This is a genomic window from Acetobacterium sp. K1/6, from assembly GCF_034438075.1.
Lineage (GTDB): Bacteria > Bacillota > Clostridia > Eubacteriales > Eubacteriaceae > Acetobacterium > Acetobacterium carbinolicum.
The window spans coordinates 31833-56183 of the sequence record NZ_JAXQGA010000022.1; the positions used below are offsets into that span (position 1 = coordinate 31833).

The 24351-nt window shown below is 41.0% G+C and carries 20 protein-coding genes and 1 pseudogene; 20 read left to right on the plus strand and 1 reads right to left on the minus strand.

Features of this window, described 5'->3' with window-relative positions:
- Nucleotides 1–2 precede the first annotated feature (2 nt).
- The 18 genes from U2P91_RS15400 (at nt 3) to cptIN (ending at nt 22074) form a co-directional block, all read left to right on the plus strand.
- Nucleotides 3–1061: a peptidoglycan DD-metalloendopeptidase family protein gene (locus tag U2P91_RS15400; RefSeq protein ID WP_111889597.1), complete on the plus strand. Its 1059-nt coding sequence runs from the start codon at nt 3–5 to the stop codon at nt 1059–1061.
- Between the two features lie 39 nt (nt 1062–1100).
- Nucleotides 1101–2033, plus strand: a complete 933-nt coding sequence (locus U2P91_RS15405; RefSeq protein WP_111889598.1) for a hypothetical protein — start codon at nt 1101–1103, stop codon at nt 2031–2033.
- 13 nt (nt 2034–2046) lie between these two features.
- On the plus strand, nt 2047–3165 hold the full coding sequence (locus U2P91_RS15410) for a hypothetical protein (protein WP_111889599.1): 1119 nt from the start codon (nt 2047–2049) through the stop codon (nt 3163–3165).
- Nucleotides 3165–3617: a hypothetical protein gene (locus tag U2P91_RS15415; RefSeq protein WP_111889600.1), complete on the plus strand. Its 453-nt coding sequence runs from the start codon at nt 3165–3167 to the stop codon at nt 3615–3617. The genes U2P91_RS15410 and U2P91_RS15415 overlap by 1 nt, the downstream gene beginning before the upstream one ends.
- A 108-nt stretch (nt 3618–3725) precedes the next feature.
- Nucleotides 3726–4049: a hypothetical protein gene (locus U2P91_RS15420; RefSeq protein ID WP_111889601.1), complete on the plus strand. Its 324-nt coding sequence runs from the start codon at nt 3726–3728 to the stop codon at nt 4047–4049.
- A 4-nt stretch (nt 4050–4053) separates the two neighbouring features.
- Entirely contained in the window at nt 4054–4518 is a 465-nt protein-coding gene (locus tag U2P91_RS15425; protein ID WP_111889602.1) for a DUF6710 family protein, read from the plus strand.
- A 105-nt stretch (nt 4519–4623) separates the two neighbouring features.
- A complete protein-coding gene (locus tag U2P91_RS15430; RefSeq protein ID WP_162624574.1) occupies nt 4624–5466 on the plus strand; it encodes a leucine-rich repeat protein in 843 nt (280 codons plus the stop codon).
- A gap of 74 nt (nt 5467–5540) precedes the next feature.
- Nucleotides 5541–5750 carry a hypothetical protein gene (locus U2P91_RS15435; protein WP_162624575.1) on the plus strand — a complete coding sequence of 70 codons (210 nt, stop codon included), beginning with the start codon at nt 5541–5543 and terminating at the stop codon, nt 5748–5750.
- Nucleotides 5751–6764, plus strand: a complete 1014-nt coding sequence (locus U2P91_RS15440) for an ArdC-like ssDNA-binding domain-containing protein (protein WP_111889605.1) — start codon at nt 5751–5753, stop codon at nt 6762–6764. It abuts the gene before it with no gap.
- Between the two features lie 133 nt (nt 6765–6897).
- Complete coding sequence (locus U2P91_RS15445; RefSeq protein ID WP_162624576.1) at nt 6898–7482, plus strand: hypothetical protein; 585 nt, start codon at nt 6898–6900, stop codon at nt 7480–7482.
- A gap of 260 nt (nt 7483–7742) precedes the next feature.
- On the plus strand, nt 7743–8528 hold the full coding sequence (locus tag U2P91_RS15450; protein WP_242988543.1) for a Fic family protein: 786 nt from the start codon (nt 7743–7745) through the stop codon (nt 8526–8528).
- 1058 nt (nt 8529–9586) lie between these two features.
- Nucleotides 9587–9931 (plus strand): TnpV protein, encoded by a 345-nt coding sequence (locus U2P91_RS17990; RefSeq protein ID WP_371414219.1) that lies wholly within the window; start codon nt 9587–9589, stop codon nt 9929–9931.
- Nucleotides 9859–16371, plus strand: a complete 6513-nt coding sequence (locus U2P91_RS15455; protein ID WP_111889608.1) for a DEAD/DEAH box helicase family protein — start codon at nt 9859–9861, stop codon at nt 16369–16371. The genes U2P91_RS17990 and U2P91_RS15455 overlap by 73 nt, the downstream gene beginning before the upstream one ends.
- A gap of 885 nt (nt 16372–17256) precedes the next feature.
- Nucleotides 17257–18030 carry a hypothetical protein gene (locus U2P91_RS15460; RefSeq protein WP_111889609.1) on the plus strand — a complete coding sequence of 258 codons (774 nt, stop codon included), beginning with the start codon at nt 17257–17259 and terminating at the stop codon, nt 18028–18030.
- 315 nt (nt 18031–18345) lie between these two features.
- Nucleotides 18346–19599: a DNA polymerase IV gene (gene dinB, locus U2P91_RS15465; RefSeq protein WP_111889610.1), complete on the plus strand. Its 1254-nt coding sequence runs from the start codon at nt 18346–18348 to the stop codon at nt 19597–19599.
- 12 nt (nt 19600–19611) lie between these two features.
- Nucleotides 19612–19854 (plus strand): hypothetical protein, encoded by a 243-nt coding sequence (locus tag U2P91_RS15470; protein WP_111889611.1) that lies wholly within the window; start codon nt 19612–19614, stop codon nt 19852–19854.
- A 79-nt stretch (nt 19855–19933) separates the two neighbouring features.
- The gene (locus tag U2P91_RS15475; protein WP_111889612.1) at nt 19934–21295 is read left to right on the plus strand and encodes a hypothetical protein; all 1362 of its coding nucleotides are present in this window, start codon (nt 19934–19936) and stop codon (nt 21293–21295) included.
- 284 nt (nt 21296–21579) lie between these two features.
- Nucleotides 21580–22074, plus strand: coding sequence for a type III toxin-antitoxin system CptIN family toxin (cptIN, locus tag U2P91_RS15480; protein WP_111889613.1), 495 nt, complete (start codon nt 21580–21582; stop codon nt 22072–22074).
- Nucleotides 22075–22255: 181 nt separating this feature from the next.
- Here the strand turns inward: cptIN and U2P91_RS15485 are convergent, their stop codons facing one another.
- Nucleotides 22256–22621, minus strand: a complete 366-nt coding sequence (locus tag U2P91_RS15485; RefSeq protein ID WP_111889614.1) for a hypothetical protein — start codon at nt 22619–22621, stop codon at nt 22256–22258.
- A gap of 424 nt (nt 22622–23045) precedes the next feature.
- On the opposite strand from U2P91_RS15485, the pseudogene U2P91_RS15490 reads away from it, so the two are divergent.
- Both U2P91_RS15490 and U2P91_RS15495 read left to right on the plus strand, forming a co-directional pair.
- Nucleotides 23046–23346: pseudogene (locus U2P91_RS15490) on the plus strand (hypothetical protein); the annotation flags it as partial.
- A gap of 222 nt (nt 23347–23568) precedes the next feature.
- Complete coding sequence (locus U2P91_RS15495; RefSeq protein ID WP_111889615.1) at nt 23569–24198, plus strand: hypothetical protein; 630 nt, start codon at nt 23569–23571, stop codon at nt 24196–24198.
- Nucleotides 24199–24351 lie beyond the last annotated feature (153 nt).

A 24351-nucleotide genomic window follows, 5' to 3' on the forward strand; every position in this document is an offset into this window, starting at 1 on the left:
TCATGGCGATTCCAGTCATTGCCAAAGCAGCGACCGCAGTTGCAACGGACAAGAAATTAAGAAACATCGTCCTGGGAATACTGGCCGGGTTATTGGGGCTGGTCTTAGGACTGGTTTTAACCCTTGTATACATTCTGTCTACCCCCATCACCATGCTGACCAGTATCATTACCAATCCGGATATCCTGGCAGTTGTGCTGCAATTAAAAACCGAGTATCAATATTTATTACCGGGAAAAGCCAATGGCAATGGCCAGTTTGCCTGGCCACTGGATGCCGAATACAAACTGGATCGATCTGATGAAACAAACCTGTTCGGTGAACGGGTACATCCGATTTACGGTGATGTGCGGATGCATACCGGGATTGATATTCAAGCACCCGATGGCTCGAATTGCTATGCCATTGGTGACGGAACCGTTGTTTATGCCGGGATGAACGGCGGTTGGGGGAACACCATTATTTTAAATGTCGGAAAGGCCAAAGACGGGAAGGAAATCACCGCTTTCTACTGTCACTTAACGTCCGGATCCTGGTCAATTAATGCCGGCGATATGGTCAAACGGGGACAGCAGATTGCCCTGACCGGTGCAACCGGCAGCACCCAGGGGGGACACATTCATTTTGAAATAAAAGCCGACGGTGAATATGTGGATCCGATGCTTTACATTTCCGATAGTGACGCTGCATTATCCGGCGAAATTGATTTAAGCACCGCCGAAATGGTGAATTCTCAGATCACAGCTTATTGTGATTATGGCACCACATCTTCCGGGACGACCACTACTGCCAACCGGACAGTTGCCGGTTATCCCAGTCTGGAATCAGGTACCCGAATTTACATTCCTGTCCGAGCCGATCAGCCAAACGGCGGGGTCTATGTGGTCGAAGATCGTGGGGGTGCTGTGGATGAAGAACGGAAGGTTATTGATATGTGGCTGCCGACCGAAGCGGAGTGTCTATCATGGGGCAGACAATATGTGCCGATCTATGTTATACAGGAGGATAGTGCCACTAAAAAGCAAAGGATTGTTGATTTAGGGGGCTATGATTTCAGGTAGAATTAATCAATTAATTAATGAGAGAAAGTAGGTAAAAGAATGAAAAAAGTGGAAACCAACAAGACAAAGGAAGCGAAAAGCTTCAGAGATGATATTCTCAAGTTTATGCAGACCCTCAATGGTGTGGACGATGAAAACTTAACCCCGGAAGAAGCCGAAATTCTTAGGGAATCCGTTGAGGAATTTGCATCGCAGTTCATTTATTTCCGAGAGTCCTATACCCAGAAAAATTCCCATATCCGGCATATTTCGGCGCTGATGGAAGATATCCGGGAGCTGGTTGGAGAGTCCGGAGAAAAATACGAAGAAGCTGAGGATCTGGAAGAATCCAATACGATTCTCTTTAATGCGGTTAATGAGGTCATCGGCAAGCTCAGTGAGGTAGAAAAAAATCTGGAAGAAGCTGAAAAAGAAGAAAGTGAATTTAAACGGATCGAGAGCATTGAGCGGATGTTCGTACAGGCAAACCTGAGTGTCCAGGGATCAGAAGAAACCATCAAAAAAATGGCGGATCAGATCAAGGATCAAATGGTGACTTTCCGGGAAGGCGTCGAGAGCAATGACCTTCAGCTGGCGATTATTGAAAAAAACACCATCGACTTTAAGCAGCAGTGCGATACCATCATTAAAACCTTTGAGTCGTTCAGTCAACATTTTGACGAATCCAAAGAAGTCTCCCAAAAGAAACTCGATGAGCTTTTTACAAATCTGGTCGAACAGGTTAATCAGACCAAGACCGATATCGTGGGGGAGCGGGAAAAAGAACTGGATGCACTCACCGGTAAGTATAACGAGGCCCTGGATAAAATCGAGACAAAGAGTGATGAAGCCCTGGGAAAAATGGAAGGTTTAATGGATCGGGTCAATACGCTTCTATTTGCCGAAGGTTTTAAACAGCTCTTTTTTATGATTGGTGGTGGGTTCTCCATCATCAATTTTATCATGTTAATTGTACTGATATTCACGAAATAGGAGGAAACGAATCATGCTTTTATATGTAACCAGTAACCAGAACAATGGGATTTTTGATTTTCTGAAAAAGGAAAACGGGATGCCGATTAAAAAATTCATCGGGGATTATGAACTGGCAGCCTTTGTGGAGAATGATCTCAGTAAATTTGCATCCTATCGCTATCTGGCGGTGGATCTGGAGTGTTTGCTTGATATTCCAGAGGGTTTATTTAAGGCAATACACGCCATTCAGGATTGGTTTGAACAGCGACTGATCATCTTTGTCCGGGAGATCACCCCAGAGCTGAAACAGGAGCTATTGAATCGGGAAGTCTATAATATCATTACCGGCGATCCCAGGGAATTTGAAGCCCAGATTCTAAAGGCAGTCAGTCGGACCGGAATCACCTATCAGGATCAGCTGCTAAAAGATGAGATTCATGAAGCCGTGGCCATTGAGCAGCCGTCGATTGCAGAAATCATTAAAAGGCCGGTTGTTGTCGATGACCAACCGCTGATTGAAATGCCATTTATTGAGACAGTCATAGCGGATCCCATGGAACCGGAAACACGAGCTGAACCGGAGGAACAGTTTATTATCGTGGCCGGCTCCCAGCGTCGAACCGGTACCACCACCACGGCCATCCAGTTGGCCAACTATCTGGCCAATCAGGGAAAAATGGTTGCCTATATGGAAGCCAATGATCATAATCATCTCAAGCCGATTATCGAAGCCTACCGCATGAAAAAAGAAGAAATCGAGGATGGGGAATGGCATCAGACCAAGGGGGTCGATTATTTCTATCGGAATGGCCTGGTCATGAAAACCTATGATTACATCATCTTTGATGTGGGGGTTTTGAATGAAGATGTGATTGAACCCTTTAGTCAGGGGCACATTAAAATTTTGTGTGGTGCCGGCAAGTGCTTTGAACGGGCAGCTTTAAATCAGGCATTGGCACACTACCAGAAGGATGAGCTGGAGGAAATCAACCTGTTATTAAATTTCATTGCTCCGGAAGAAGAAGCGACACTTAAAACCTTCTTCCCAACGGCAAAGTTTAGTCAGTATGCTCCCAATATCATGGGATGGCACGCTAATAAAGAATTGTTCAGACAGTTATTGAAAAGAAATGAGCAGGGGGTTTCGTAATGACAGCAGCCGTTAAAAAAGGGGACTTCATCCGAACCGATGGAGCCGATCAGACAGTGGTTTTGGATGTGCAGGGCAGTGATGCCCTGCTTTTTACCGGGACTCAGTTTATCAAAGCCCATGGCATCCAGATGATTGAAGGTAAATTGATCTGGGATTTCGGGAATTATTATCAGTCGATTGATCAGATTCCCAAAAACTATGAAAACCTGGGTTTCCAGGATCTCAAACTGGATTTGGCCAGCATGAAGCAGACCAATGAAGCGGAAATGATTAAGGCGCTGCTGGTAGTGGAAAATCGTTTTGAGGGAACGGAGCTTTTGAATCAAATCCATGAGCGGTTTGAAAATGAGGGTTTTAATCTGCTAAATGACGGGTTTGATCGGGTTCATGCGGATCTGACCCGGGAAGAAGACTATGAGATTGACGATGATTGGGAGCCGGAAGCATAAAGGTAGTCTGTTTCCCGAGGAAACAGAAATTCAGAGTGTCGATCATTAAAGCGCATTTGTTTCCCGAGGAAACAAGATAATCAGAAAAAAAAGGAGTAATTGACAGCAATGGACACAGTTACTAAAGAATTGTTTGACATTTTCAGGAAATATCATTTTGATTCCCCACCAGAATTGAATACTGAAGCCAGAGAAGCGCTTTGCCTATTTCTCAAAAAACTCAAAAAGACAAAAAGCAGGAAGTCGTATCAAAGCGGTTATAACTACATGTTCTATTTACACTATTTGATGATCATGCGAAGGGGATTAATTGATGAAAATTACCTGATTGTATGCAATGAACTGGGCAGTTTGATTTATCGCTTTCCACCAACGGAAACCCGAATCAAGTTAATCATCATTGAACTGCTTGAAGAATTTCTAAAGGAGTGAGCCGATGTTTGGAAAAAAGAAACCAAAACAGCTGAAAATTTACATCGGTGGATCTAAAGAAAATTTTGACGATGCATTATTTGCCATTCAGAATGGCCTTGCCATGGAAAAGGATATTACTGGGAAAATTGCTTGTCTGGATTTTGCCCTGAAGGTTTTACAGACTGACCTGAAACATTCCATTCTTTCGGAATCGATTTATAAAAAAGATATCACAGACTTAAAAGATAGCTATATCCCGTCAGTCACGCCATTAAAAACAGATGGGCAGAACTGGATCAATCAACGAACCGGTGAAATAATCAAGCCGGTTTTAGATTTTCGTATCGCCGTTATGTTTGAAGTGGAAAAAATGAAATTTGAATTACAGCACGAACTTGAATCCGGTTATATAAAGCCGGGAAGGCGCTGTGCTATTCCAGATGCATGGCGTTTTTTTATATGTTCAAAATGGATCGATGTCTATTAATCGTTGAATATGGGAATACAGATAATCCTGTTTCCCGAGGAAACAAAATGTCGAAAAGAACAATCCTGTTTCCCGAGGAAACAAGATATTCGAAAAGGAGAAAAAATGCAGAAAATTAAAAACGGATCATTTGCAAAGTATTTAGTTACGTTGGAAGCGCATGAAAATGACTTGCTGTTATTTAATGGGGATCAATTTATCTGGGCATTCGATGCGGAAATTGATGACGATACCCAAAAACTCATGTGGGCAGCTGCCCGTTACTTTGATGATTATCGGATCGTTCCACCATTGGCAGAAATAAAGAAGTATTACAACAATCCATTTTGTATCAGAGAAGGTTTATGTTTTGCCATTGATCCAGAAAATAACCGGGCAGTGTTGCAGGGTTCAAACTTCCACGATGATGTACGACCGATTAATATTCCAATTTCACCGGTTGAGCTGGTCGAGTATCAGGGGATTTCTTACCCGGTTACGGCGGTAGCGGATTGGGGATTTTACAATAATACCAGTGTAACCGATCTGATTCTACCGGATTCAATTACCCAAATCGGGAATTATGCCTTTGCCAATTCGATCATCCATGACGTGAAAATGCCGGCGGATATCAGTATGGGAAATAATATTTTCTATGGCTGTAACCATTTAAGTGAAAAGATGAAAAATTATCAGGACGGAATAAAAATTGATCAGCATCCGCAATGCAATCTATTAAGAAAAGGCGATGTTTTTCAAACCAATGCTTCCGATCAGACGGTGGTATTGGATGTAAATGGGAGCGACGCCCTGTTATTTAACGGCCGGAAATTCATTCAAGCCACCAATATTCGCCAGGACGAACAGGGCTTACAGTGGGACGAAAGCCAGGTTTATGAGCAGTTTAGTGATATTTCAAAACAGCAACCGGAGCAATCGTGTGAGGATGAATGGGAGCCGGAAATGTAATTCTGTTTCCCGAGGAAACAAAATTAAAAATACGAACGTCTTGTTTCCCGAGGAAACAGGCAGAAAGGAAAAAAATGCAAGCTTTAGCAATTGAAAATGAAGTGATCGGTTATATGAATGGCAAAGCGATTGTCAAAAATGAGAATGGTGAGTGGTTTTATGTCGAAGTTCCGGAGGAATTTATTACTGCCGGCGAACAGATTGCTGATGAAGATTTAGCACCACTGGAACTATTGCCAAAACAGGTTCAGATGGGTATTTTAAGAGAAATGGGAGATCGGTAAATGGCCAAGTATGAGAAGCGAAGTCCTGAAGATATTAAAAAAGAAATGGATCTCTATAACCAGAAAATAATTAATCTGGGTGAGTCGTTCAAGCGTGATCCGGCGGTCATTGCTGAATATTTAGAGTTTTCTTCAAAGTTTTATCGTTACAGCCCCCGAAATCAGCAGCTTATTTTTTCGCAAAATGAAAGGGCATCCTTTGTGGGCAGTTATCAGTTTTATAAGGAAAAAGGTTATCAGGTGCAGAAGGGTCAAAAAAGCATGAAGATTCTGGTACCGGTTAAAGCGTCTTATTTTTATCGGGATGGGGAAAATACGTCCACTCCTTTAATTAATGCGACCAAAAGCGAACGAGAGCGGATCAAGCGGGGAGAGATCGAGGTAAAATCGGTCATGCGGTTTAAACTGGGATCGGTTTTTGATATTTCCCAAACCGACTGCCCGGTAGCCGAATACCCCCGGTTAGTGAGTTTTGGGGAAGTATCTCAGGATCATGCCACCTTATATGAGCAGCTACGGAGTTATTGTGAAAACCAGGGATTCCCGGTTGAGGAAACAGCTTTGCGCTCGATCAAATTACGGGGATCCTATACGCCAGATACCAATGAAATCAGACTGAACGAAAAACTCCAGGATACTCAAAAGCTCGGGACATTTCTGCATGAAATGTCCCATGCTTTTTTAGACCATAGGGCTGAAGCATTTCGTTCCGAAATAAGTGAACACCAGCATGAATTTGAAGCCGACGGTTTGACCATTATGTTTTTGAGTCGCTTTGGCCTGGAAGTCACTGAAGGAACCAAAGATCATCTGGCATCCCATTACCAGAGTTTTCTGGAACAGATCGAAGCGCTGCCGGCAGAAGAACAGAAAAAATTTAGCTTGAACCTGTCCATGGACAAGATCAACAATACCTATAAAGAACATATCGGGGCGATGGAAGAACATTTGAATCAACTTAATGCCGGGGCACAGTCTGAAGACTATGAAGAAGAATGGGAGCAGGAAATGTGATTCTGTTTCCCGAGGAAACAGGATTATAATCAATTTAATAGTTTATCCGAGAAGAAAATGCCTTAAAGTTTGGTGTGAAAAAAATGAGGGTGGTGTTTTTATTAAAAATTTCATGATAAGCATGATATTAATTATGCTGACATTAGTTATCAGTTTTTGGGTAATTGGTGGAAGTAAAATGGATGCAGGTTCGTTAGGAATAGTCATTGCTCTAATCGGCGTTTTTGGAGCATTATGTACTGGTATTCTTACGTTGTTTAAAGATTTTAAAAAAAGTGAAGATGTCAGACAAGATACTGGAGATATGAAACAAAGAGTGCAACGGATCGAAGAAGACAGCAAAAAGACAGTATCGGTTTTAGTTGAAAATATAAATCCAAGCATTAAAAAGATCTCAGAAATATCTGGTGGGAATGCTGATGATTTAAGAATTTTAGTTGAAGAACTTAATTATCAAAAACGCCTGAAAAACGAGTCTTCAGGAGATAAAGGCTATCAGAAAGATCGAACAATCAATTATATTAATCAACTATTTGAAGAAAATGTGATACTAACGAATCAACTCAAAGAAAAAGAAATTGAACTTAACAGAAGCAAAGAAGCTTTATTAATGCTGAAGGAAAAATGCGAGTTACTTGAGAATGAGAATTTAAAATTAAAAAAAATAATTAAAGAAAAAGAAAATAGTCAGAGCAATAATTGGGAACCGGAACAGTGATTCTGTTTCCCGAGGAAACAGGAACGTCAAAAATATAATCTTGTTTCCCGAGGAAACAAAATACAGAAAACACATCACAAGGAGATTCAAGCAGATCTCTTTTTTTTCAATCTCAATGACAAGCTCATTCTGATGAACGGTGAACAGGTTGAAGGGAGGTTTTTTTAAAATAGATGATAAGGTAGCGTGAATTGTGTTATCATTAGCTAAACATTTTACGTTGTCAAAGAAAGTACGCTAAGAAAGTGAGGGATGACCGATTGAAGATTGAACAGCTAATAAAAGAAATTGAAAATAAAAATAACGTCCTTCAGTCCTGCCGGCCTTTAACGCAAGGAGAATTAGAACGACTCAACGAATCATTTATGGTTCAGTTTACCTATAACTCCAATGCGATTGAAGGCAATACCTTAACGCTTGGAGAAACTGCCATGGTTTTAGAAGGACTTACCATTGATCAAAAACCATTAAAAGATCATTTGGAAGCCATCGGTCATCGGGACGCCTTTGAATATATTAAAGACCTGGTGAGTGAAAAAGCCATTTTATCCGAAGCAGTTATTAAAAATATTCACTCCTTAGTTTTAATCAATCGACCCAAAGATAAGGGGATTTATCGACGAATACCGGTTTCAATTGCAGGAGCCTTTATCGAGCCGGTGCAGCCGGTTCAGATACAGCCATCCATGGAAGAATTGATTCTAAAGAATGAACAGTGGAAGTCAACACTTCATCCAATTGAGCGAGTGGCACGGTTTCATTTAGAATTTGAAGGGATTCACCCCTTTATTGACGGAAATGGTCGTACCGGTCGGTTAATCCTTAATCTTGATCTGATGCAGAATAATTATCTGCCCGTTAATGTGAAATTTTCAGATCGGAAAAAATATTATGAAGCATTCGACACGTATTTTAGAAATGATGATGTTTCAGCAATGGCGGAACTGATCGGAAACAACCTTTTAGAACGCATTAATGAATATATCAACATTCTGTCCAATTCTCAAGCCCTTGAAATTGATGAAGAATGGGAACCTGAACAATAATCTTGTTTCCCGAGGAAACAGGAAATAGAAAAATACGATCTTGTTTCCCGAGGAAACAGGAAATGAAAAACCACGATCTTGTTTCCCGAGGAAACAGGAAATGAAAAATCACGATCTTGTTTTCCGAGGAAACAGGAAATGAAAAATCGCAATCTTGTTTCCCGAGGAAACAAAATACAGGAAATACATTAAAAGGAGATCCAAGCGGATCTCTTTTTTCTTTTCAATCACAATGACAAATCCATATTGACGAAAGGTGAATAGAATGAACTCAAGAGAAATTCAACATTTTCCCCAAATAGCGCAAGAAAATTTTCAGACACCTGAAAACTGGATGACCTTTCTGGAACGCTCAGCCTGGCATTATAAGTATTCGTTTTACAATCAAATGCTGATCGTGTTTCAGCGACCGGATGCCACAGCAGTGACCTCAATTAAGGCATGGAACCATAAATTAAACCGCACCATAAACGTTGGATCAAAGCGGATTCTGGTCATTGATGATCGGGGCAAATACGATTTTACCAACGTTTTTGATGTGAGTGATACTCATAAGCGAAACCCGGATGGCCCGGATTTTAAATTGTGGAGTCTGGAAAATGTGGATGAAGTCGAGATAATTAAACGAGCGACTGAACATTACCAGGAAACACGCTTGAAGCATACGCTGCCATACTACATTATGACAGAAATGAAAGTGCGAAATAAAGATCAGTTTGAGTATTTTAAGACTGAGATCATGGAATCAAACAGACTTTATCTCAGGAATCTGGATGTGAGTGGCTTTGCCACTCTGTATGATAACAGTGTGATTTATCAGATTTTATCCCGATGTGGCTATAACCCCAGGGATTATTTTAAGCCGGAAGATTTTGCACAAATAAAAAACATCAATAACTTTAAATCGCTGATATTTTTGGGTAATAATGTAACGAGTACCACCAAACCCTTTCTCATTGAAATGGGAAAACTGGTGCAAACCATTGAAATGGAACAACTGAAAAATCAAATAGAAGGAGAACTAAAAAATGAACAAGAACCAGGAAACATTCAAACCTATGGAATTGACCTATCACCAGGAAGGGGAGTTTCTGACCCCGGACATCAAACCCCTGACTCCACCCAGTCAGGAAATCGGGAAGTACGGGAACTTAAGGAACCAGTATCTGAAGGAATTCAAGCCGGATCTGTTGATGGAACTGATCTTCGACGACAAGATCAACGAACACCTGGTGGAAGTGGATCAGGCAGCCAAGCGCCGACTGGAGCTGATCATGGCGGGGATGATGAAAAATCATCCGGCCCCGGACAAGAAAACCCAGCCCCTGGAATGGGCGGGTCATATGAACAACCTTCAACACTTGGCCAACGAGATCGTTCTTTCGGAACTCATTTACAACTAAGCCTGTTTAAGCCTGAACAGGAGCCAATAAAACCCAACCAAAAAGCGGAGAGCCAACAGCCCTCCGCTTTTTCTATGCCCCAACATGATATTGATGTCATTCTTCGCAGTGCCGGCAATAACCGGGATAGTCAGTTACGCATTGTCGCCCAATATAAAAAGCAGCTGCCGGCTGAAGACAATGTGGCTTTCCTGCAAGCAGAATACCGCACCGGTGGCAAAGGGTTTTACATTGATGAAAAAGAAGTGGCGGTCTGGTTTGATAAAAACGGCATTCAGATCGCTAGGGGGAACACGGTACAAAGTAATTTTATGAAAACCACCCTGTCCTGGGAACAGGTTGAAAAGCGGATCGGGGAACTCTTGGAAAATGGTCTTTATATGGGCCAGGAACAGCTTGATCAGGTCGATGGCCACGAACGCAAAGAACTGGCAGATAAACTCTGGCATCTGCATCAGGATCGATCCGGGGAATTTTTTATGGAGGATGACATTTTTCGTGGGGGTCATCCGGATAGTTCAGCTCGGATTGCTGAACTTTACACTGATCCGGAAAAATTGGATGAAATTATTAACGGACTGGACGGGTTTGTCAAAAAATATAAGGTTGACCGATCCATTTTACGTTTTCACTTCCACAAGCCGGATGAGTTATTAAGCCGACTCCGTGATTTAAAGCGGGAGCGCCGGGAGTATCAGGCGAACGGGTTTGATTACCAGGAACCGGCGATGTTTATTACTGAGGATGAAGTGGATGCTGTTTTATGTAGTGGTAGCAGTGCATCCGGTGAAAAACAACCGATCATTAACTATTTCAGCGAAAACCACTCGCATCAGGAAAAAGCAGATTTTCTTAAAGATATATATGGAACTAAAAGTCAATCCCGTGGGCTTTCCGGAGCGGATCACAGCTGGTTAGATTACAGTGCCAAAGGGATGTTGTTACGCCGGGAGGAAGCAGAAAAAAGCATCCTTTTATCCTGGCCAAAAGTGGCAAAGCGTATTGATGAACTGATGGCCCAGGGACGTTATGTGATTGATGAAGCAAAACGGATCGAAGCCCCTGAATTAAAACCCGAAAAACCGGCAATTCCGATGGACGACATTCGTGATCTGCTAATAAACGTGACCCCGGACGACTACACCCGGCCCGTAATCTATGATTTATTATCCGAAACCAAAAATAATGATGAGTTTGGCGAAGTGATTAAAAACACTTATTTATTCAGCGAAGTCCCGGTGCTCGGGAATCTCACGGATATTTACCGGCAGCATCTTGATCAGACTGGAATTCGCTTTGAAAAGACTGCCGATCCGTCGATTGATTATTTCTTGTCCTGGTCAGAGATTGCCGGGGAAGTCAGACAACTCATTGAAGCCGGCCAATACGTCGTGCCGGGAGCATACCAGGAAGTGGATCCGGAACCGTATGTTGAAAGCTATGGAGAAACCAAATCATTTATAACCTTTGATCGGGATCCGGAAGATGCTAAAGATCAGGAATTGATCGATGTATCCGCAGCGGATCAGGATGAAGGGGATCACAGCGACCAAAAAAAAACGGATAGCAATACCCCTAAACCGGAAAATTATAAAATCACTGCTGATGTTTTGGGTGAAGGCTCACCACGACAAAAGTTTAAAGCCAATGTTTTGGCAATTCAAACCCTGCAAGAGATTGAAAAAGAAAAGCGGATGGCCACGCCGGAAGAACAGGCGATTTTATCCCAATATGTGGGTTGGGGTGGATTACCCCAGGCATTCGATCCGGATAATATCCATTGGCAGCTGGAAGCCAAGGAATTAAAAGGCTTACTTACCGAGGAAGAATACAGTTCGGCCAAGGGATCAACACTAAATGCCCATTATACAGCGCCGGCTATTATCAAAGCCATGTATGGCGCACTGGAGCAGATGGGTTACTACAAAGGGAATATCCTGGAACCAGGGATGGGCGTGGGCCATTTCTTTGGCTTATTGCCGGACGCCATGAAGGATTCGAAGCTTTATGGCGTGGAGCTGGATGAGATTACTTGCCGGATCGCCAAAGCCCTATATCCGGAAGCGAACATATCCGTATGCGGGTTTGAAAAAACTCAGTTCTCCAATAACTTTTTTGATGTGGCCATCGGGAATGTCCCCTTTGGTGATTATCAGGTTTATGATAAAGCTTATGACAAACACAGTTTTATGATCCATGATTATTTCTTTGCCAAGTCTCTCGATAAGGTGCGGGATGGGGGTGTGTTAGCCTTTATCACCAGTAAGGGAACCATGGATAAGAAGTCGCCCATGGTCAGGCAGTATCTGGCTGAACGGGCGGAATTAATCGGCGCCGTGCGCCTGCCGAATAATGCCTTTAAAGCGAATGCCGGCACCGAGGTAACATCGGACATCATTTTCCTGAAGAAACGGGATCGGAAGGTTTTGGCAACGGATGAATCCTGGGTACATCTGGGAATGGATGAAAATGGGATCCCCATAAATCAGTATTTCATTGATCACCCGGAAATGATTTTGGGAGAAATGCAAATGGTGTCTGGACGGTTCGGCGATGAATCTGCCTGTCTGCCGATCCCAGGGAACGATCTGAAGCTTGAGCTGGAAAAAGCCCTGGGCAATCTGTCTTATCAGTTCCCCCAGGTGGAAATTGAAGCTGAAAGCCTTATGGAAGATGACCGGGCTACCATCCCCGCCGATCCGGATGTGGCCAATTACAGTTATACCCTGGTTGATGATGAACTTTACTACCGGGAAAATTCTGTGATGAACAGGATGGATAAACCCGCAGCCACGACGAGTCGGATTATAGGGCTGATCGGCCTCCGGGACTGTACCCGGGAACTGATTGCCCTGCAACTGGAAAATGGCAGTAATGAGGAGATTGAAAAGAAACAGGAAGAATTGCATATCTTATACGATGCTTTTGCCAAGAAACATGGCCTGATTAACGCCACCGGGAACCGCCGGGCCTTTGATGAGGATGGATCCTACTGGCTCCTATGCGCTCTGGAAGTTTTAAATGAAGACGGCACCTTTAAAGAAAAATCAGACATCTTCTATAAGCGCACCATTCGTACCAATGAGGTGGTTACAGCCGTAGACACCTCCAATGAAGCGCTGCTGGTTTCCATCAGCGAAAAAGCCAAGGTCGATCTGGACTATATGAGCAGTTTAACCGGAAAACCCCGGGAAGTTATCATTAACGATCTGGAGGGGCTGATCTTCCGGGATTTTGGCAATCTGGATCCGGAGCAGCTCCCCCAAAACTTTTTCGATGCCCCGGACATTCCCTTTGTCACCGCCGATGAATACCTGTCCGGAAATGTCCGCCGGAAGCTGGATCATGTCCGTCAGCTGTTTGAAAACCTACCCAACGATCAGGCTCAAACCCTTTTACCAAACATCACTGCACTGGAAGCTGCCCAACCCCGGGATCTGGAAGCATCGGAAATCGAAGTACGGTTGGGAGCAACCTGGATCGATCCCAGCTATATCCAGGATTTCATGGTTGATACCTTTAAACCGGCAACCTATCTGGTTAACAGTGAATCCATCAAGATCCATTATTCCCCTTATACCGGGGTCTGGAACGTTCAGGGCAAGAACGCCGATACCTACGATAATGTCCTGGCTAATGTCACCTATGGCACCAAACGGGCAAATGCTTACCGGATCCTGGAGGATTCCCTTAACCTGAAGGATATCCGGATTTACGACACGACGCAAAATGCTGATGGAAACGATGTGCGGATCCTCAATAAAAATGAAACCATTCTGGCCAATCAGAAGCAGGAGCTGATTAAAGAAGCGTTCCGGGACTGGGTCTTTCAGGAGCCACAGCGCCGGGAGGTTTTAACCAGGAAATATAATATCCTGTTTAATAGCATCAGGCCCCGGGAATACGAAGGAAGCCATGTCGTCCTTCATGGCATTTCGCCGGAGATCCGTTTGCGGGATTATCAGCTTAATGCCATTGCCCGGGGGCTGTACGGCGGAAATACCCTGCTTGGTCATTGTCCAGGGGCTGGCAAGACCTTTGAGATGACCGCCATTGCCATGGAAAGCAAGTACCTGGGTTTGTCCAACAAAGCCCTGTTCGTGGTTCCCAATCATTTAATCGGACAATGGGGAGCCGAGTTTCTGGCACTCTATCCCGGGGCCAATGTCCTGGTGGCCCGGAAGAAAGATTTCGAACCGGATAACCGCAAGAAGTTCTGTTCCCGGATCGCCACCGGTGATTATGATGCCATTATTATTGGCCACTCTCAATTTGAGAAAATCCCCCTATCCAAAGAATTTCAGGAACAGGCCCTGGACAGTCAGATTGATGATGTGCTAATGGCCATCGATGATGCCAAACGCAATAATGAGGAACAGTTCACCATCAAACAACTGGAAAGAACCCGGAAGTCGCTGGAATTGCGTCTGAACCGGCTCAATGATGACACCCGAAAAGATGGTGTTATTACCTTTGAGGAATTGGGGATTGACCGGCTGTTTGTGGATGAGGCGCATAGCTACAAAAATCTTTTTTTGTATACTAAGATGCGAAACGTGGCCGGAATCGGGCAGAGTGAAGCGCAAAAAGCAACTGATATGTTTAATAAATGTCAGTATTTGGATCAATTAACCCAGAACAAAGGGGTGGTCTTTGCCACCGGCACACCAATTTCAAACAGCATTACCGAATTATATACGATGATGCGCTATCTCCAGTACGACACCTTGATGGACATGGATTTAGGTCACTTTGATGCCTGGGCGTCGACCTATGCCGAAGCCATTACCGCCATTGAATTATCTCCGGAAGGAACCGGGTATCGATCCAAAACCCGTCTGGCCCGGTTTTATAATCTGCCGGAGCTGATGGCCGTTTTTAAGGAGGTGGCTGACATTCAAACCCCGGATATGCTAAAACTCCCGGTACCAAAAGCTATCTATGAAGATGTGGTGATTAAACCGTCCGATCAGCAGAAGGAGATGCTTATGGAGCTGGTTGAACGAGCCGAACGGGTCCGAAATAACCTGGTGGAACCCTATGAGGATAATATGCTGAAAATCACCAATGACGGACGCAAGCTGGCCCTGGATCAGCGACTGATTAACCCGCTGCTGCCCGATCCCGAGGAATCAAAGGTGAATAAGAGTGTCGAAAATATTGTTGCGGTCTGGCAGGACAGCATGGATCAGCGATCAGCTCAATTGGTATTTTGTGATTTATCCACGCCCAATAAGGATGGCCGTTTCAATGTCTATCAGGAGATTAAAAATAAAGCCGTTGCTAAAGGGATCCCGGAAGATGAGATTGCCTTTATTCATGATGCCGACACCGATGTGAAGAAAACGGCACTTTTTTCAAAGGTAAGAAGCGGATCCGTGCGGGTACTGATTGGATCAACGCCTAAAATGGGCGCTGGAACTAACGTCCAGGACAAGTTAATTGCCCTTCATCATCTGGATGTCCCGTGGAGACCAAGCGATATTGAGCAACAGGAGGGTCGCATCCTAAGACAGGGAAACGAAAATCCGGAAGTGAAGATTTTTCGTTATATCACCGAGCAAACTTTTGACAGCTACTCGTGGCAGTTGATCGAGAATAAACAGAAATTTATCGGTCAGATCATGACCAGCAAACTCCCAGGGAGATCCTGTGAGGATGTCGATGAGCAGGCATTATCCTATGCCGAAGTCAAAGCCCTGGCCACCGGCAATCCGCTCATTAAGGAGAAGATGGATCTGGATGTGAAGGTCACCAAGCTGAAGCTGATCAAGGCCAATTTTGTCAGCCAACGGTACCGTTTGGAGGACAATATCTTAAAAGCCTATCCAAGAGCTATCAGTATCCAAAGCGAGCAGAAAAAAGCTTTGACTGAGGATGTGAAGCTCTATGAGTCAAAACGGTCATCCAAGGATCATTTTGAAATGACCATCGGTAATGTTTTTCACACCGATAAGAAGGAAGCTGGTACCGCCATTCTGGAAGTGATTAAAAAGCTGAAAGACGATAAACCACGATTGATTGGCCAGTATGCCGGATTTAAAATGGCAGCCAAGTATGCCGGTTTCGATGGGGTTGATCTTTATCTAAAAAATCAGGCCACCCATACCGTCCATTTGGGTACCGATCCCCTTGGAAATATCACCCGCATCGATCATGTCCTGGAAAGCATCCCGGATCAGATAAAAAAATGCGAAATGAATATCCAGGATACCATGGAACGGCTGGAAAACGCCAGAGATGAGGTTAAAAAGCCTTTTCCCCAGGAGCAGGAACTAAACGACTACCTGCTTCGTTTAAACGAGTTAAATACGATTCTCAGCGTCGAAAAATCCGACCATTCCCAGGGAACCCCAGACAATGATGCAAGTATGGCGGATCATCTGGAGTATATGGAAATGTGTGCCATCGACGAAGGGGAATGGGAGCCAGAGCAATAATTTGAATCAAGCAATGATCTTAATAGAAAGGAATCGAAGAAACCGGATGGGAAAATCGACTAGTCAAGAAGTAGCAAAACCGTCAACCAGCTCCTGCATGAGCAAGCTGGTTGGATCCGATAGTAGAAGTAGAATCATTGAAATTCTTTGCAAGCTGAATATTTCTTTTCAATAACAAAGGGGTGTGTAGTAGTCGTGTGATTGCTGCACACCCTTTTTGTTGTGCTTAAAATTTGATTTAAGAAGGATCGGACAGATAAATAATGAGGGTGGGGACAACGTTAGACCACCGAAAACAGAAGCGTGGTGTGGTAGAGCCTAAATAATAAATCTATTCGGCCTTTTAATGTGCTGCTGCATTAGAATGTCGTCATTGGGGATGAGAACGTAAACCCAAGTAAAATAATCACGGTTCGGGGGAAACTTCGGGAGAGATTTTGGATTCGTTAAGGTGATAGTCACCTTTGTAGTTTGGACGAAGGATAATGAGAATCCAGTGGTCATGAAAAAACCACCTATCCAGCAGACTTTTTATTAAAGACGTAGAAATGACAAGCTTTATGCTTTTTTGCATTCAGGATTTCTACGCCCTTTTTTAGTGATTGAAAAAAAAATAAAAGTGTTTTGATCGCAATCACAAACTTTTCAACATGGGTACATATGGTAAATCTGTTTCCTCGGGAAACAGAAAACAATCAAGGAGGTTATTGATAAGAAAAATGAATCGCTGTGTTTAGACGTGTCAAAAAGGGGTTATTAGTAAGAATAACAGCCACAAAGGAGGTATATCAGTAAGAAAAGTGATGAAAATAATATGTTTCGACATTTGGATATAGACACGAATCGGGTTTAGGATGAAAAAAATTTTTGAGAGGTGAATTAGAAATGAGTTCAGTATTTGAAAGGTATGCGAATATTGTTAAAAATGAGTATGACTATTATCCGGTATTTCCACCGGATTATCCAATATCGCTGGGGGATTTTGGATCACTTGAAAATGGACGATTCAAAAGAAAAGGTAATATAAAAAAGTATGGTCTTAAAATAAAAAAATTGACCGGAGAAGGATTTGATAAAATTGATTTTAAACTAGATATAGATTTTAGTGCATCTTTGGCTCCCAGTGTGACTGTACCTGGCATGTTTGAAGCAAACCTAAAAATTGCTTTTGGCGATTCTTCAAATGTATTCTTTTCTTTTAATGAGTGCAAATCTTCTATAATCGATAATTATCTGGAATTAGAAAACAAAATTATTGAGCTATATAATAATAACGAATGGGATAAAAGTTATTATATCATTACCGAATACTTGGAAGTAGAAAGATCAACAGTTGTTCTGGCAGATAACAATGAATCTGAAATAGCTTTTGAAGTTGCCGTTCCGCTTGGTGCAAATATACCGATTCCTCAACTCAAAGCCGATTTTCTGGATGGCAAGATCAATGCAAATGAATCATACAGTTCTGGAATTTCAACAAAAATCATTGCTAAAACTGGACTTAAGCCATTGATCCAATTAGCACAGCTAACCGGAGGATTTTTTGTTCCACCCACATTAAAATCGGTTGATCAAGTAGAATTGGGCGATTCTTATGAATTTAAAACAAAGAATGCGAGTTTGAAGCTAGAGAAAATAAAAGCAGGTGATATTGAATAAATGATCTTAGGAATGCTTCTCTATGTTAATATTTTGTGAATTGAGTCAAGATGTTTTAGTTTTAATAGAAAGAAAGAAATTGTCAGGCGTGCTGCGGTAAAAACAGCACGTTTTTTTTGGTGAGCAAGTAACCACAGATTTGAAGCAGTTATTCATCGAATTTCGTTTCCTTGGGAAACAGGAGTACAATAAAAATCCGATTGTCAAAAAAGAATATTCATGAAAAATATCTTGACGATAGCTCATAAAAAGGTATATCATAAAAAGAACAAGCGTTCTATTCTTTAGTTGGTGTTTTAATGGGGGTGGTAAAAATTGGATCGTGTTATTCTGCATAGCGATATGAATTCGTTTTATGCAGCAGTGGAGTGTTTGTATAATCCGGAGATCAGAGATAAGCCGGTGGCCGTGGGCGGTAATCCGGAAAAACGCCATGGGATCATCCTGGCCAAGAATGAAAAAGCCAAGAAAGCCGGGGTCAAGACCGGCGAAGCCTTGTGGCAAGCCCGGGAAAAGTGCCCTGGTTTGGTAATCGTGGCACCAAATTATGAACGGTACCTCCGATATTCAAAGTTATCCAGGCAGATTTATAACCGCTACTCGGATCAGGTGGAGCCTTATGGTTTGGACGAAAGTTGGATCTCCGTCACGAATAGCGTTAAGGTTCATGGTAGCGGGGAAGAAATTGCCAGAAAAATCAGTCGTGAAATTCAAGACGAGCTGGGAGTGACGGTATCAATCGGAGTGTCCTGGAATAAGATTTTTGCCAAGTTTGGTTCTGACTATAAAAAACCCAATGCGATCACAGTAATTAATCGAGATAATTATAAGAAAATCGTCTGGGAGAAGCCAGCAGAAGATTTACTCTATGTTGGTCGATCCACCAAGAATAAACTCTTGAAATATGGGATTTATACAATCGGCCAATTAGCCGAGAGCAATTTGGATTTTCTGGTTCATGTGTTTGGAAAGATGGGGGTGGTTCTATGGCGGTTTGCCAATGGTCTTGATGATAGCCCGGTTAAGAGCTTTGATGAGCATTACAATGGCAATGAACGGCTGATTAAAAGCATTGGCAACAGTATTACGACACCCAGGGACTTAACCAATCTGAAGGACGTCAAGATCATCATTTATATGCTGACCGAAAGCGTGGCCATGCGTTTAAGGGAAACTGGCTGTTATTGTCAAACTGTGGCCATTCATGTTCGAAATAAAGAGCTTCACAGCTTTACCAGGCAAATGAAGCTCCAGAAGCCATCGGATCTGACCAATGAAATTGCCAGAGCAGCCATAGATCTGTTTGTAAGAAACTATGATTTCAGCTCGGACATCCGCTCCATGGGCGTGAGGGTTACAGACTTGGTACCGGATTCAACACCCATTCAACTGGATGTATTTGGCAATGAGGAATTACGGGTACGACAGGCAAGACTGGATGATACCGTGGATGGCTTGAAAAAACGCTTTGGTAATCTGGCGGTGCGACGGGCTGTTACGATTGACGATCCGATGGGGTGCCTGGATGCTAAGAAAGATCATGTTATCTATCCCATTTCATATTTTTAAAAGGAGTTATTTATGGCGGAGAAGAAATTTGTGCCGGTGATTGCAAAATTTGAAAAAGATGGAAAGATCATTCCGATGAAGATATTGTGGGAAGATGGTCGAGAGTTTGATATTGACTTTATCTTTGATATCCGGCCTAGATCGTCTTTGAAGGTCGGCGGACAGGGAACCCGGTATCTTTGTCGAATTAAAAATAAAGACGTCTATGTCTATTATGAAAAGCCAAAATGGTTTGTTGAAGGTAAGGAGCATTAGTTGCAGAATATATTTCATAATTTGACAAAACAGTTCATTAATCTTACAATGAAAACAATACCACAAAGGGGAGGTTCATTTGAAAAAGCTGATTATCAAAAAAGAACGAAATTTGTTATTGTTCAGCGATGTGATAAACGACTATCCTTTACTCAAAAAAAGACTGGAAAAACATACAACCATTGATGAGCAGATATTGAAAAAAGAAAAAGCGACCGAAGAAGAACTGAATATCTACCGGATGCGAAACGATATCGTGACCCAGGCCAAGAATGAATGGCAAATTGATACAAGCCGTAGTGTGGATCTGCTCCCGGACGATAAGAAAGTCACCTGTGAAGTGTGTGGAAGGCCCATTAAAAACGTATTTTATATCAAAAATTCAATCAATCAGAATTGTCTGAGAACTGGATCCGAATGCATCAGACATTTTGCGATTGCAGAAAAGCAACATCTAGATAACCTTTTAAAGAACGCCAAGCGTTTGAAGCGCCGGGAAGAAATCGAACACATTTTTCCAGGGATCGATTTTCGAATCTACCAGTGGTCAAATTTTATCGATGAACAGCCGATTATTATTAATGACACCCTGTCTAAGAAATATTTTGAGTTAGGGGATTTACTAAGTAGTATCTACGGTGCATTCCTGAAGCAAGAGAACAATAGTGATAAGGAATCAGAGGATGAGATCCGGCGAATCTTAAATGAATCAGATGAGCTAATAGAGGAAATTTTGAAATATGTGAAAAGTCATAAAGATGATGTTCTCTATCCACCAAGCCGGATTTATAGGCAGATGGAGCCACAGGCAGTTGTCTGGCTGAAACAGGATGGTTATATCACGCCCAGAACGCTGTTTCGGATCCGGGACGATGAAGTGGCTCAAAAGATCTTTGAAAAATATGATGCTTTTTTTAGGACAAATAGAATCACAATCCTTAATGTCAGCCCCAAGCAAGGCGTGGATTATCGGATCAAGCGTCAGGCAAATATCATCCTGACAGCGCCGTATGGCATTTTCTGTAAAAAGTATGGGGCCGAGATTCTAAGAGTAAATGATATAGAAACCATTGCTTCAGAACGGGACCTGGTGGGTGTCGGAAAGGTCATTGAGTACCGATCATTGGAATCACTGATTTATATCATGCAGGATCTGTACCTGAAGGAAAGCCCATATGCCATTGAGGAACTTTATTATGAATATAATGAAGTCTATTTTGTGGTAAATAACGGTTTAAGCCGTGAATATTTAAAGGTAGAGCTGCCAGGACTGGAAGCTATCGCAAGAGAAACGGTCTATTTCAAAGGGACTGAAAATAAAAAGAAGATTCATATGTTTCTAGACGAATGTCGCAAGAAACCAGGTAATGTCACGAGCCGGGCAGATTATCTGTTTATGAAAGAGCAGCGAGAAGCAAATAGTCGAAGATCCGGATTTTAAAAACCTGGTTCTTTCTTAATTTGTTTCCTCGGGAAACAAGATTAATAATATTTGTATGACAAGATTGTTTTAAAGAGTATTGACAATCCATTTATTCAGGAGTACAATTTATATGTAGATAGATTATCTATCTCAAATATTTGTCGCTACTCGACATGCGACTCATAAGAGATCGAGTTCAAATAGCTGTCGCTACTCGATATGCGACTCATAAAAGGTCGAGTTCAAATGTTTTAAAGCTCTATCCTGAATCGGGTAGAGCTTTATTTTTTAAGGAGATAGCTATGGAACATGGACGGTTCTATTTTTTAGTTGATGAATATTTTACCAAATTCAACGATGCTAATTTAATGAATAATAGAGAAATGGTTGGTGGAATATTTCATGACAGACCTTCTTTTTACGCATATTATGATGAGAAGTCAAAAATATTTTGGTTAGTTCCAATTTCCTCAAAATTAGAAAAATTTAAAAATCTTTATGACCATAAAATTGAAAAATATGGGAGATGCGATACGATAGTATTTGGGAATGTACTTGGTCACGAAAAAGCATTTTTGATTCAAAACATGAGTCCAGTTATTCCTAAATATATAAAAAATCAATATATCGAAAGAGAAACCGAGAATCCCGTGAAAATTGATGGTATGTTAGAACGAGAACTTCAAAAAAAGGTAAAAAGAGTTCTAAGCTTGATAAGACAAGGTAAAAAGCTTGTTTTTCCGGATGTTCTTGAAATGGAAAGAATCTTAATAGAGGAATTGAAAAATAATATCTAGATATCAAAAAAAGAATTGAATTAGGGTGATAATTTCTGTATTTCTTATCACTAATTCAATTCTTTATTCTACATCAATTTTCGCAAATACACAAAACTTGAAACACTCCCATAGATTGTATCTTATTGTATATAAATGATGATATAAAAACAGGCAAAACTTATGCTTTTTTTTAACATACTTATCTAAGTGTCTCTATTGAAAAATTAAAATCGCTTAAAAAATCTGCAAATTGTTTATTATTGGTAAATGTGTATGTTGTACCATTATTCGATATTTTTGCAAGAGCACAAATTTCCATATCACAAGTTTCATAGTCAGGTATGGAAAAGTATTTGATGGTATGAGGTTTTTCGCCAGATAGCCTTAAAACCGTGTCTTCAATAAACCGATAGTTTTTTTCAACAGTTTTTTGGAATTCATTATCGGTTGTAGCAAACTCTGCACTTTCGGTACGATTAGCTTCAATTAATTGCGGTTTGCTTAATGTAGAATAAAACCAGTCAATTGGACTGCCTTCAACTGCGTATTTAAAAGAAATATTCAATTTAATACACCTCCTTTTTGTTTAATCCTATCAAATGTTTTGTAGGAAGTAAAGTGTTATATATGTTAATGTGTACAAAAGAAGTGTTTTTTGCAATGCTATCGTACTAATGACTTAATTATTGTTGAAGTAAAGTTCTAATAAAACAAGGATCAAAAACGGCCGTTTTTGATTCTGTTTTTATTTCTTCTCAATTAATCGGAGTCATTGGAATATAATAGTATCAAAACACGTATCAAAAATAAAGAATCATTAATCATGAGTTTGTACGTTTACGATATTATTTAAACTGAGATATGAAATTGAAAGAAATCTCTAATATTTAAATATACATACAAGGAGTTAATCAGTGTTAATTTTCTCATTTTTATTGGTACTAAATCTCGACATAGAGCCAACTTTAATCAAATGGCATAATAGTAGCACAATGCCTGAAAACTCTGAGTTTATGTACAGAAAAACAGGCTAATACAGATAGTTCAAATATGGCAGAGGTTATCGGAGTGTCAGAGGCACAACTACGATTTGTAACTAACAGTCCATTGGGGATGGGACTTATCAAGTGTGGTAGTGCAGTGATTCCATTTGACAATCAGATTAGTAAGGATACAGGCTTGTATAGGTTTTATAATACCAAGACACATGAAAGATTGCGGTGTAGAAGGCAAGATAGACAATTGGAAAATCTTTATCTGAATAGGTCCCGGAATAGTATAATGTCATAAGGTGTCGAGAGACACCTTATGACAAGTTGAATTTTATGGAATGAAGAGTACCAATAGGCTTAAAAATAAACTTTTAATATGGAAGATATTTATTTGAAAGATTTCTATGTTAATATATTTATGACTTAACTAGTACGAACGTTGCATTTTGGAATTCAGGAAATATTGAAAATGATATATGTTACAATTATGTAAGAAAAAAATCTTTGACTGGAGGAGATAATGAAAAACTGTATAAAGAAAATGGAACGAGAAAAATTTAAAAAAAATGTTAAAGAATTTGCGAAAATATATAAGGTTTATTCCGATAAAAATGTAAATGTTTGTGGAGTATATGAAGATAAAACCATACAGGAACAATGGAATTTAGAATTAGGTTATGATAAAAATACTGATTATTTAGAAGTTGAGATATTTACTGAAATACCGAATGAAATTTTGATGAGTTTGTATAGTATTGTCCAGAGTTTTGTGCAAATTTGTGAAACGCATGCCTTAAAAAATGATTTTGTTAAAAATGATAAAGAATTTTTAAATGGTGCCAAATGTATTGACAATATCATTAAGCACAAGAATAAAAATTTTGAAATTACAGATATCATTAAACCTGATTTTAAATGTGAATATTATGGAGAAGATTTAGAGGTGTTTTTGAAAGATGGAAAGTATCGTATTTCGAGCGATGATATGCAATTTCGTATGGGTGCGAATTGGGTTGAAATTAAAAATGATATTAAGAATGAAATGAAAATAAAAAAGTGGTTTGAATTCTATGATAAATATTTTGAAGGAAATGATGTCTATGATAGTGTCATTGAGATGTGCCGAATTGTAGGAGATTATGAAAATTAGAACTGGAGAATAGGGTATGATATTTACACATCGAACACCTCAAACATGGCAGGAACTCCAAGAACTGACAGCGGAATATGGATTGTCAACACTTTTTCAGACAACTTTTTTAAGGTCTGCTGTTTTGAATTCAATCGGCGTCATATAATCAAG